This is a genomic window from Rhodococcus pseudokoreensis (assembly GCF_017068395.1).
Lineage (GTDB): Bacteria > Actinomycetota > Actinomycetes > Mycobacteriales > Mycobacteriaceae > Rhodococcus_F > Rhodococcus_F pseudokoreensis.
Genome location: NZ_CP070619.1, coordinates 1,616,483 through 1,628,761, shown reverse-complemented (window position 1 = coordinate 1,628,761; position 12,279 = coordinate 1,616,483). Strand labels below are relative to the sequence as shown.

Genomic DNA, 12,279 nt, shown 5'->3' with positions numbered 1-12,279 from the left:
CTCGACGGCGCCCGGTGGCGTTGCGTGGCAACGGAACCGGGTTCGGTTACCGATCCGCCGGGGTTGGCTTGTGTGCCGGGCCCGTGGTATTCCGCGCAGGTTCCGGGAACCGCGGCCGGCGCGATCCGGGCGGCCGACGGCGTCGCGGCGGCGCGCACGGTGCAGACCGATGCGGTGGACTGGTGGTTCGTCACCGAAGTGTCCGGCGGCGGCCCCGGTCCGTGGCGGCTCGAGCTCGACGGCCTCGCGACGCACGCGGAGGTGTGGGTAGGTGACGACGTCGTCCTGTCCTCGGAGTCGATGTTCGTGCCTGCCTCGGTCGAAGTGGACTCTCGCCCCGGCACGGTCACGCTGGCGATCCGATTCCCGTCGCTCGACGCGGCGCTGCGCCGACGGCGGCCCCGCGGACGCTGGCGTTCGTCGCTGGTGAGTGCGCAGGGGCTGCGCTGGATGCGGACGAGCCTGCTCGGTCGCGCTCCGGTCTTCGGCGGCGTGCCCGCCCCGGTCGGGCCGTGGCGGCCGGTGCGACTGCACGACCGCGCGGCGCCGGTGCTGTCGGACCGTCACGTGGTCACCACCGTGCAGGACGGGGCGGGCGTGCTGGATCTGGCCGTGCGCGTGCACGGCTCGGCAGGCCCACCCCCCGTCGTCCGGCTCGGGGACGTCGCCGCGGAGGCGACCGTCGTCGACACCGGCACCGGCGCGCAGGACGTGCGAGCTCACCTGCGCATTCCCGACGTCCGGTTGTGGTGGCCCCACACCCACGGCGTCCCGGTGACGTATCCGCTGAGCATCACCTTCGGCGAGCACGTCGTCGACCTGGGCGCCGTCGGATTCCGCACCGTGAGCGTGGCGCGCGGTGACGGCGGGTTCCGGCTGGCGGTCAACGGGGTCGACGTGTACTGCCGCGGGGCCGTCTGGACCCCGGTCGATCCGATCGGGCTGGGCGGCCGGTCGCAGACGCGGGAGACGCTCGAGCGGGTGGTCGAGGCCGGGCTTAACATGGTCCGGGTGCCGGGCACGATGCTGTACGAGGATTCCGCATTCTGGGACGACTGTGCCGAACTCGGCGTCCTGGTGTGGCAGGACGCCATGCTGTCGACGTTCGACCCGCCCGACGACCAGCCGTTCCTGGAACTGCTGACCGCGGAGATCGAGTCGGTGCTGCGACCTCTGTCGGGCAACCCCGCGCTCGCCGTGTTCAGCGGCGGCAGCGAAACGGAACAGCAACCCACGATGCTCGGACTGCCTGCGCCGCACATCCCGGCGGTGCACGACGTGATCCCGGCGGTGGTCGCGCGGACCGCGCCGGGGGTGGTGTCGGTCTCATCGTCGCCGTCCCCGCCGCCGAGCGGCGACGCACTCGCAACCCACGTCGGGACGGGTGTCGCGCACTACTTCGGCGTCGGCGGCTATCGGCTTCCGCCGTCCGACGTCCGCCAGGCCGGGGTGCGGTTCGCCGCCGAATGCCTGGCGTTCTCGATCCCCCCGTCGGACGCGACGATCGAGACCGAGTTCGGCAGCCTCGCCGCCGCAGGCCACCACCCGCGGTGGAAGGCCGCCGTGCCCCGCGACAACGGGGCGTCCTGGGACTTCGAGGACGTCCGCGATCACTACGTGCGGACGCTGTTCGGTGAGGAGCCGTCGTCGGTCCGCTGGACCGACCCCGAGCGGTACCTCGCGCTCGGTCGCGCCGCCATCTGCGAGGCCTTCGCGGCGGCCCTCGGATACTGGCGACGGCCCGATTCGGGTTGCGACGGCGCGCTGGTGCTCGCGCTCCGCGACCTCGAACCCGGCGCCGGGTGGGGCCTGCTCGACTCCGACGGAAGGCCGAAGGCGCCGTGGTTCGTGATGCGGCGGCTGTCCCGGCCGGTCGCGGTGCTCCTCGGCGAGGACGGAATGGACGGACTGCGCATCGACGCGGTCAACGACTCCGCCCGCGCGATCGCGGGGGAGTTGCGGGTCCAGGTGCACACCCGCACGGGTACGCGGGCGTTCGACGTCACCGAACCGGTGACCGTCGCCGCGCACGCGGCCCGCCGGTGGTCGCTCGACACGCTGCTCGGGCGTTTCACCGACGCCACACACGTCCACCGTTTCGGGGTCCGCGGCTACGAGAGCGTGACCGTCACGCTGTCGGGCGAGGACGGTGTCGTCGCCGAGGCCGTGCACCTCTTCGGCGGTCCGGCGCGCGCCCTCGAACGCACCGTCGGCCTGACGGCGGCAGCGCGGGAGGCGGCACCCGGCGACTGGGTGGTCGACGTCGCCACCGACGGCGCCGCGCAGTACGTCCACCTCGAACTCGGCGGATTCGAACCGGCCGACTCCTGGTTCCATCTGCCGCCCGGCGGCACCCGGATCGTGCCGGTGCGCAGGACCGGGACGGCCGAGTCGGTGACCGGGCAGGTGCGGGCGCTGAACTCGGTGAGCGTCGCCCCGGTGGTGCGGGCCACCACCTGATCCGGACCCCGGTTCGTCGATGTGCGATATCGACTAGGCTTGCTCAGTCCGCAACTGGCCGCTCGTCCCGGCCCGAGCTGTTCGCCGGCAGTTCGTCATCACTGCTCAGGAGTGCGTCGTTGTCTTCCCCGCTCATCGCTGCCGAGCCCTCGTCCGACACCCCGCTCGCCGGGCTGGCGAAGATCGCGCTGGGCGACGCCGTCGTCGCGCGGGTGACCGAGGCCCTCGGGCGGCATCACCTCGACATCGTCGCGCCCGCACCCGTCCGGCCGTTCGTGGCCGCGGCCCTCGCCGAGCGCACCCATCTGCTTCTGGTCACCGCGACCGGTCGCGAGGCCGACGACCTCACCGCCGAACTGCAGGAGATGATCGGCGACGCGGTGGCGCAGTTCCCGTCGTGGGAGACGTTGCCGCACGAACGGCTGTCGCCGAGCGCCGACACGGTCGGTCGCCGGGTGGAGGTGCTCCGCAGGCTCGCGCGGCCCGACGACCGCTCGTACGGGGCGCCGCTCCAGGTCGTCGTCACCACCGTCCGTTCACTGGTGCAGCCCATGGCGCCCGGTCTCGGTGAGATCGAGCCCGTCACGCTGCGGGTGGGGGTGGAGCACGACTTCGACGGGCTGATCCAGCGGCTCGTCGAAATGGCGTACACGCGCGTCGACATGGTCGGCAAGCGCGGCGAGTTCGCCGTCCGCGGCGGCATCCTGGACCTGTTCTCGCCCACCGCGGATCATCCGGTACGCGTCGAGTTCTGGGGCGACGAGGTCACCGAGTTGCGCGCGTTCTCCGTCGCCGACCAGAGGTCGCTGGCCGAACTCGACATCGACGCCGTGATCGCCCCGCCGTGCCGCGAACTGCTCCTCACCGAGGACGTCCGCGACCGGGCCGCGCAGCTCGCGGTCGACAACCAGGCCGACGCCGCGCTCGTCGAGATGCTCGACAAGATGTCCGCAGGCATCCCGGTGGAGGGCATGGAGGCACTGCTGCCCGTGCTGCGGCCGGGGCAGCTGCAACTGCTCACCGACGTGCTGCCCGAGAGCGCGCACGTGCTGCTGTGCGATCCGGAGAAGATCCGGACACGCGCCACGGACCTGGTGCGCACCGGTCAGGAGTTCCTCGAGGCGTCGTGGACGGCGGCCTCGATCGGCGGCGCCGCCCCCCTCGACACGTCGGTACTGAAAGGCGACGGCATCGACCTCGGCGCCTCCGCCTACCGCTCGCTCAGCCAGGTCCGCGAATCCGCGGAGACCGCCGGTCTGCCGTGGTGGACGCTGAGCCCGCTCGCGTCCGGCAACGGCGAGGAACTGGAGCTGGCGGTCACCTCGGCACCGCAGGTCCGCGGTTCCGACGAACTGCTGTCCGAACTGTTCGTGAGCCTGCGCGCCCACGTCAGCACGGGCGGGCGCGCGGTCATCGTGGTCGCAGGCGCCGGTACCGCGCATCGTGTGCTCGAGCGTCTCCGCGAGGCCGAGGTGCCCGCGGCGGAACTCGCGCCCGGTGCGGAGCCCGCCCGCGGTCAGGTCGGGGTGCTGCGCGGTTCGCTGCACGACGGCCTGGTCTTCCCCGGCGGCGACACCACCCCCGGGCTCGTCGTCGTCACGGAGTCCGATCTCACCGGCAACCGGGTGGCCGCGGTCGGCGACGGCAAGCGGCTGCCGGCCAAGCGCCGCAACCAGGTGGACCCGCTGGCCCTGACGGCCGGCGACATGGTGGTGCACGACCAGCACGGCATCGGACGCTTCGTCGAGATGGTCGAGCGGACCATCGGCGGCGCGCGGCGCGAATACCTCGTGATCGAGTACGCCGCCAGCAAGCGCGGCCACCCGGGCGACCGGCTGTTCGTCCCGATGGAGTCGCTCGACCAGCTGTCGCGGTACGTCGGCGGCGAACTGCCCGCACTGAGCAAGCTCGGCGGCTCCGACTGGGCCAACACCAAACGCAAGGCGCGCAAGGCGGTTCGGGAGATCGCCGGTGAGCTCGTCCAGCTGTACGCGGCGCGGCAGGCCGCGCCCGGTCACGCGTTCGGCCCGGACACCCCGTGGCAGAAGGAGATGGAGGACGCGTTCGCGTTCACCGAGACCCACGACCAGCTGACGGTCATCAGCGAGGTCAAGGCCGACATGGAGAAGGCGGTGCCGATGGACCGCGTCGTCATCGGCGACGTCGGCTACGGCAAGACGGAGATCGCGGTGCGGGCCGCGTTCAAGGCCGTGCAGGACGGCAAGCAGGTGGCGGTCCTGGTGCCGACGACGCTTCTCGCCCAGCAGCACCTGCAGACGTTCACCGAGCGGATGGCGGCGTTCCCGGTCAAGGTGCGCGGGCTGTCCCGTTTCACGGATACCGGCGAGTCCAAGGAGATCGTCGCCGGGATGGCCGAAGGCGAGATCGACGTCGTCGTCGGCACGCACCGGCTGCTGCAGACCGGGATCCGGTGGAAGGACCTGGGCCTCGTCGTTGTGGACGAGGAACAGCGCTTCGGTGTGGAGCACAAGGAACACATCAAGGCGCTGCGCACCCACGTGGACGTTCTCACCATGTCGGCGACGCCGATCCCGCGAACGCTCGAGATGAGCATGGCGGGCATCCGTGAGATGTCCACGATTCTCACGCCGCCGGAGGAGCGGCACCCCATCCTCACGTATGTCGGCGCGTACGCCGACAAGCAGGTCGCCGCGGCCATCCGACGGGAGCTGCTCCGCGACGGGCAGGTGTTCTACGTCCACAACCGGGTCAGCTCGATCGACAAGGCCGCCCAGAGGATCCGCGAACTCGTCCCCGAGGCGCGTGTCGTCGTCGCGCACGGCCAGATGAACGAGGACACGCTCGAGCGGACCGTGCAGGGCTTCTGGGAACGGGACTACGACGTGCTGGTGTGCACCACCATCATCGAGACCGGCCTCGACATCTCCAACGCCAACACGCTCATCGTCGAACGTGCCGATTCGCTGGGCCTGTCGCAGCTGCACCAGTTGCGTGGTCGTGTCGGGCGCAGCCGTGAACGCGGCTACGCGTACTTCCTGTACCCGCCGGAGAAGCCGCTCACCGAGACGGCCTACGACCGCCTGGCGACCATTTCGCAGAACTCCGACCTCGGCGCGGGCATGGCGGTCGCGATGAAGGACCTCGAGATCCGTGGCGCCGGAAACGTGCTGGGCGCCGAACAGTCCGGTCACGTGGCGGGGGTCGGGTTCGACCTGTACGTGCGGCTGGTGGGGGAGGCGGTCGAGGCCTTCCGGGCGGCGGCCGACGGCAAACCGATCACCACGGAGGACGCCCCGAAGGAAGTGCGGATCGACCTTCCCGTCGACGCGCACATCCCCCCGGACTACGTCACCAGCGACCGTCTCCGGCTCGAGGGGTACCGCAAGCTCGCGGCCGCCACCGAACTCGACGGCATCACCGCCGTCGTGGACGAACTCGTCGACCGGTACGGCCCGCTCCCCGAGGAGGTCCGCCGGCTGGTGTCGGTGGCCAAACTGCGCCTGCTGGCGCGCGAATACGGCCTCGAGGAAATCGCCGTCGTCGGGACGCAGCTGAAGATCGCGCCGATGGCCCTGCCCGACTCGAAGCAGCTGCGCCTCAAGCGGATCTACCCGAGTGCGCAGTACCGCGCCACCACCGGCATGGTCCAGCTGCCGCTGCCCCGGGCAGGTTCGGGCGGGATCGGAGCCGAGCGGGTGCGCGACGTGGAGTTGCTGCAGTACATCGCGGACTTCGTGCTCGCGCTGGACGGCAAGGCCGCCGGGTCCGTGGTGATGGAGGCCTGACCCGATGACGGTGGTCCTGCTCGACCCGTTGCGGCCCACGACGTTCCCGATGGAAGCCGTCGGGGTGGTCGGCGGCGGAGTGGAGTTCACCGACGAGGTACCGGAGGCCGTGCGGACGCTGCTGTCCGCAGCACCTGGCGCCGCCGTCCTGATCAGTACCGATCCCGACCATCCCACCGTGCGCGAATGGGTCGCGTCGGGGTCCCGCGTCATTGCGGCACCGAAGGTCCCGGGCGACAACCTCGTCGAGGCCGCCGAGGTGATGGACCGGTTGTGGAGCTACGGCGGCTGGGAAGTGACGCAGACACACCGCACGTTGTCGCACTACCTCGTCGAGGAAACGTACGAGGTCCTGGACGCGATCGAATCCGCCGAGCCCGCAGACCTGCGCGAAGAGCTCGGAGATCTGCTGCTGCAGGTCCTGTTCCATTCGCGCATCGCCTCGGCGTCGGGCAATTTCGACGTCGACGACGTGGCCGCGACACTGGTCGCCAAGCTCGTGCACCGCAGCCCCCACCTCGGTGAGGACGTCGTCGGCCCGATCGACATCGCGGAGCAGGAACGGGCCTGGGAGGTCCGGAAGGCAGCTGAGAAGGCCCGGAGCTCCTGCCTCGACGGTGTCGCGATGAGCCAGCCCGCGGCATCCCTCGCCGCGAAGGTCATCGCCCGCGCGAGCAAGGCAGGCCTCCCGCCCGAGCTGGTGCCCGCGGAGATCACGGCGGACAGCGCGGCGGTCGTCGCCGCCGAGTCGAGGTTGCAGGCGGCGACGGCCGATCTGATCGCCCGTGTCCGCGCGGCCGAGGATGCTGCGCGCGCGGCGGGGAAGACCGAACTCGCCCCCGCGGACTGGCTCGGGTACTGGACGTCCTGATACCGGGCGATCGGCGCTATCGTTCGGGTTTGCCAAAATGTAACTGAGGGATGAATCACTCCCGTGTCCGTAGTGCGAGAAAAACAAACCTGAGGTAGTTTAAAGCGCGCATAGAAGACCAGTTGGTTGAAAACACGCGTTTCGAAGTACTGCGAAGTCCTTCGCTTCGGGTGTTTATGGGCTTCGCGCACTGCACGTGGTGGGTATCCGAGCTCCCGGTCGGGCGAGGGCCGGTACCCACAGGGGACCACACATAGTGATGCTTCCGGGCCGAGTCGATTGCCCGACGATGAGAGACGGACACATGAGCCTGTACACGCCTGACCGCCTGGAACCTTCCGACGAGACAGACGCGCACGACATCGACGAGACCGGTGCCGTGGACCGCGCGCCCGGCCGCCCGACGGTCACCGTCGTCGTGCCCGCGATGAACGAAGCCAAGAACCTTCCTCATGTCGCCGCGCGCATGCCGGCAGACATCGACGAAATCGTCTTCGTGGACGGCCATTCCGTCGACGACACGGTCGCGGTGGCGCGGAGCCTGTGGCCGGACGCGAAGTTCGTGACGCAGAGCCGCAAGGGCAAGGGCAACGCCCTCGCCTGCGGTTTCCGTGTCGCGACCAGCGACATCGTCGTGATGATCGACGCCGACGGCTCCACCGACCCGGCGGAGATCCCGTTGTTCGTCGGTGCGCTCGTGGCCGGCGCGGACTTCGCGAAGGGAACCCGTTTCGCCGACGGCGGCGGCAGCTCGGACATCACCTTCAGCCGGAAGCTCGGAAACAAGGCGTTGAACGCCATCGTCAACCTCAAGTTCGGGGCCGCGTTCAGCGACTTGTGCTACGGCTACAACGCATTCTGGCGCCACCACGTCCAGGTAATGGCACTGCCCGCGGTGGAGGCGACCGAGGCGCAGTGGGGCGACGGGTTCGAGATCGAGACTCTCATCAACGTGCGGGTCGCGAACGCGGGCCTGAAGATCACCGAGGTGCCGAGTTTCGAGCAGGATCGCATCCACGGCGAAAGCAACCTGAACGCGGTGCGGGACGGACTTCGTGTGTTGCGCACCATCAGGAGCGAACAGCGCACGACCGCAACGCACCTGTCCCCGGCGCCTGTCCCGCAGGGCTGAGCGGCCATGACAGTATCCACGCTCGTCTCCTGCTCCGTCGTCATCTGCGCCTACACCACCGAACGGTGGAGCGACCTGTGCGCCGCGGTCGATTCGGTGCTCACCCAGAGCGTGCCGGTCCTCGAGGTGCTGCTGGTGATCGATCATTCGGAAGAGTTGTTCTCCCGTGCCGAACGGCACTTCGCAGCGGAATCTCGTGTGACCGTGCTCCGCAACTCCGAGTCGAGGGGCCTGTCCGGCGCCCGTAACACCGGCGTCCGCGCGTCGAGGGGCGACATGATCGCGTTCCTCGACGACGACGCCCGCGCCGAACCCGACTGGTATCGCGTGTCCGCCGCCCACTACTCCGATCCCGACGTGCTCGGTGTCGGCGGATTCGCGAGCCCGGCGTGGCCCGCCGACCGCCCCGTGTGGATGCCCGCCGAGTTCGACTGGGTGGTCGGCTGCAGCTACGTCGGCCAGCCGACGCGCATCGAACCTGTGCGGAACTTCATCGGCTGCAACATGTCTCTGCGGCGCACGGTCTTCGACGCAGTCGACGGGTTCAGCGACGGAATCGGCAGGGTCGGGAAGACTCCGGTCGGGTGCGAGGAGACCGAACTCTGCATCCGGATCCGAACTCACCAGCCCACCGCACGGTTGCTGTTCGACCCCGCGATGAAGGTGGTGCACCGCGTCAGCGACGACCGCACCACGTTCCGCTACTTCCTCTCGCGCTGCTTCCACGAGGGCGTGTCGAAGGCGCTGGTGTCCGATCTCGTCGGGGCCGGCGACGCGCTGAGCAGCGAACGGGCGTACACGGCCCGTGTCCTGCCACGAGCCGTCGTCACGGGGATCACGTCCCCGCGGCACGGCGGACTGTCCCGAGCGGGTGCCGTGATCGCGGGGTTCACGGTGACCGCAGCCGGATACGCCCGAGGTCTCGTCGGTCTGCGATCCAAGCGGGTGACGGCATGACCGGGACACTCGATCGCAGGATCGACCTGGTGCCGGCTCTCGAAAGCGATCACGCGCCGACGTGGGACGGCGCCGTCTGGGTCGGCGAACTTCGTGGACCTGTCCGGGAGGACACCGAATACCGGCTGGACCGAGCCGAGGGCTATCGGCGCGCCCGGCTGCTCGTGCGAGAGGATCGCACCCTACTGGGATTCGTCGAGGTGGACGTCGAGGACGGCAGGCTCGAGACCGCCGCACTGCGGCACGCACTGGACGGGCTCGTGCCGGCGACGGTGGCCGACAGCGCCGTCGAGGCCGACGCCGACGCATCCGGCCCGTCCGTCACCGTCGTGGTGTGTACCCGCGACCGGGTCGACAGTCTGAAGATCGCACTCGACTCGATCCTGTCGCTCGACCATCCCGGCTACGAGGTGATCGTGGTCGACAACGCATCCCGCACGGATGCCACCCGGCGCTACGTCGCCGACCTCGGTGACCCCCGGGTGCGCATCGTGACCGAGCCCCGGCCCGGACTGTCCCGGGCGCGTAATGCGGGCGTTCGCGCGGCGACCACCGGGATCGTCGCGTTCACCGATGACGACGTCGTCGTCGACCGGCACTGGCTCACCGAACTGGTTGCCGGCTTCGGCGCAGGGAATGCGGTGGCGTGCGTGTGCGGGATCGTCCCGAGCGGTGAGATCCGCACACCCGCGCAGGCGTACTTCGATCAGCGGGTGGGGTGGGCGAGTTCCTGCGTCCCGCGGTTGTTCGACCTCGCGCACCCACCGGCCGATGTGCCGCTCTTCCCCTTCCAGGTCGGGATCTACGGCACCGGCGCGAATTTCGCCGTCGATCGGCAGGCCGTGTTCGCGCTCGGCGGTTTCGACGAGGCACTCGGAGCGGGAGCCCCCACCGACGGCGGTGAGGACCTCGACATGTTCTTCCGCGTACTGCACTCCGGGCGGCAGCTGGCGTACCGGCCGGGGGCCGTCGTGTGGCATCGGCACCGCGCGGACAACGAGGCGCTCGCCGTTCAGGCTCGCGGCTACGGACTCGGGCTCGGCGCGTGGCTGGCCAAGATCGCGGCCAACCCGCGCACCGCGTGGCTCGCGGTGCGGATCGCCGTGCGGCAGGCGCCGACGTTTCTCCACCTGTCGCGGAAGATGTCCCACGTCGCCACCCCTCCGGACGGCCTCGCAGGTCACCTGCCCACGGGGATCGGCGCCACCGAGCTGCGCTCCATCGCACGCGGACCGTTCGCCTATCTGAAGGCCCGCATGGAAGGCCGGGATCCGGCGCCGATGAGAGGGGTGACCCATGACGGCCCGTCCTGATCTCGTAGGTACCGAGTCCGGCGCGGGTCGCGCCGACGGTACCCGGTTCGCCAGCTGGTTCGGACCGGACGACGCACCGCTGTTCGGTGTCGTCGACCTACCGGCCGACGGCCGGTGCCGCGGTGCCGTCGTGCTCTGCCCGCCGATCGGCAAGGAACAGGTCGACTCGTACCGAGCAATGGTGTATCTCGCACAGCAATTGCGCGCCCGAGGGTTGCTGGTGTTGCGGTTCGACTACCGCGGCACCGGTGATTCGCCGGGCGCCCAAGACGATTCCGACGCGGTCGCCGGATGGCTCGACAGCATCCGGCGAGCGGTCGAGTACGTCCGCAGCTGCGGCATCACGGACATCGGGTTGGTCGGCCTCCGGGTCGGTGCCCTGCTCGCCGCGCAGGTTGCCGCGGCGTGCGGTCCGGTGCGGGCCGTGACCTTGTGGGATCCGGTGGTTCGTGGCCGCACCTACCTGCGCAAGCAGACCGCGCTGCACCAGATGGTGGTCGGTCCCGAGGGCACGGACGATCCGCGGGTCACGCTCATCGGTGCCGTGCTCGCACCGGCCGCGGCGTCGGCCCTGTCGGCGATGAGCCTGCGCGCGGCGACCCCGCCGCCCGGTGCGAAGGTCCTGATGGCATTGCGCGAGGGCGAGGTCGATTCCGTCGGGACACGTGAAACTGTCGCCGCCTGGAACGCCGAGACGTTCACTGTCCACGACTACGAATCGTTCCTCGAGCCGGCGGACTTCGTGGTCCGGCTTCCGTTCGGCGACGCCGACCGGATCGCCGCATGGATGTCCGCATCCTTCGGCGACCACCACACCGGTGCCGCACTCGATCTCCGACCCACTGCCGTGGTGGATCGCACCGTCGACGGCAGGCAGGTCGTCGAGACGCTGGAGTTCGCCGGAGCGTCCGAACTCTTCACGATCCGCACGTCCATCGCGCCCGCGCGGGGTGCGAGGCCCGACGCTGCGGTACCGACGGTGATCTTCCACGGCACCGCCAACGAGCACCGTGTGGGACCGGTCCGGCTGTGGGCCGAGACCGCGCGCGAGCTGGCGGCCCACGGGATCGTCAGCGTCCGCTTCGATCGTCGCGGCACCGGCGACACCGGCCTGGTGCAGCACGGCGAAAGCACGACCCTCTACACGGACGAATCACGGAACGACGCCGTCGATATCATCTCCGCCAGTGGTGCGCAGCCCGAATCGGTTGTGCTCGCCGGGATGTGCTCGGGGGCGTGGAATTCGAGCTACGCCGCCATCCGGCGTCCCGTCCGGGCAGTGGTCCTGGTCAACATGGCGGATTGGACCATCACGCGGAAAGCGTTCGTGAAGCAGTCCACGATGGACGCGGACAGGAAGTCCCTGAAGGGTGCAGCGCTCGCGCTGCTGCACCGGCACGCGGCGACGGCGAAGAAATACCTGCGGGTGTGGTTGCCCTACCGCGGCTGGTTGTGGCTGGGCCGGGCAGGCCTGCTGCAGGTGCCGGAAGTCATGCTCGCTCCGCTCAACGGGCGCGGCGTGCACACCACCGTCCTCCTCTCACCGGTCGACTACGCCGCGTTCGTCGAGAACCACGGCGAGCGCAGCCTTCGCCGGCTGCGACGTGCCGGCTGGAACGGACGCCTGGTCACGTATCCGACCGGCGACCACTCGCTGTACAGCACCGCCTTGCGGGACAAGGTTCTCCGGGACGTCCTCGCCACTGCGCTCGGTGAACTGACCGTGGACCGTGTCGACGGCGCCCGCGACGATTCCCGGCCGGTGTTGGTCGGATAACC

At 70.1% G+C, this 12,279-nt stretch carries 7 protein-coding genes; all 7 read left to right on the top strand.

Annotation, left to right across the window (positions count from 1 at the left end; all coding sequences use genetic code 11):
* Positions 1 to 24 precede the first annotated feature (24 nt).
* The 7 genes from JWS13_RS12920 to JWS13_RS12890 all read left to right on the top strand — a co-directional run bounded on the left by JWS13_RS12920 (position 25) and on the right by JWS13_RS12890 (position 12,277).
* Complete coding sequence (locus tag JWS13_RS12920) at positions 25 to 2,460, top strand: glycosyl hydrolase 2 galactose-binding domain-containing protein (protein ID WP_241032171.1); 2,436 nt, start codon at positions 25 to 27, stop codon at positions 2,458 to 2,460.
* Between the two features lie 119 nt (positions 2,461 to 2,579).
* Entirely contained in the window at positions 2,580 to 6,227 is a 3,648-nt protein-coding gene (mfd, locus tag JWS13_RS12915) for a transcription-repair coupling factor (protein WP_206005866.1), read from the top strand.
* 4 nt (positions 6,228 to 6,231) lie between these two features.
* Positions 6,232 to 7,098: a nucleoside triphosphate pyrophosphohydrolase gene (locus JWS13_RS12910; RefSeq protein WP_206005865.1), complete on the top strand. Its 867-nt coding sequence runs from the start codon at positions 6,232 to 6,234 to the stop codon at positions 7,096 to 7,098.
* Between the two features lie 304 nt (positions 7,099 to 7,402).
* Positions 7,403 to 8,230, top strand: a complete 828-nt coding sequence (locus tag JWS13_RS12905; RefSeq protein WP_206005864.1) for a glycosyltransferase family 2 protein — start codon at positions 7,403 to 7,405, stop codon at positions 8,228 to 8,230.
* A gap of 6 nt (positions 8,231 to 8,236) precedes the next feature.
* Entirely contained in the window at positions 8,237 to 9,187 is a 951-nt protein-coding gene (locus JWS13_RS12900) for a glycosyltransferase family 2 protein (RefSeq protein WP_206005863.1), read from the top strand.
* On the top strand, positions 9,184 to 10,500 hold the full coding sequence (locus JWS13_RS12895; RefSeq protein ID WP_206005862.1) for a glycosyltransferase: 1,317 nt from the start codon (positions 9,184 to 9,186) through the stop codon (positions 10,498 to 10,500). The genes JWS13_RS12900 and JWS13_RS12895 overlap by 4 nt, the downstream gene beginning before the upstream one ends.
* Complete coding sequence (locus JWS13_RS12890) at positions 10,484 to 12,277, top strand: serine aminopeptidase domain-containing protein (protein WP_206005861.1); 1,794 nt, start codon at positions 10,484 to 10,486, stop codon at positions 12,275 to 12,277. Before JWS13_RS12895 ends, JWS13_RS12890 begins: the two co-directional genes overlap by 17 nt.
* The last annotated feature ends 2 nt before the right edge of the window (positions 12,278 to 12,279 follow it).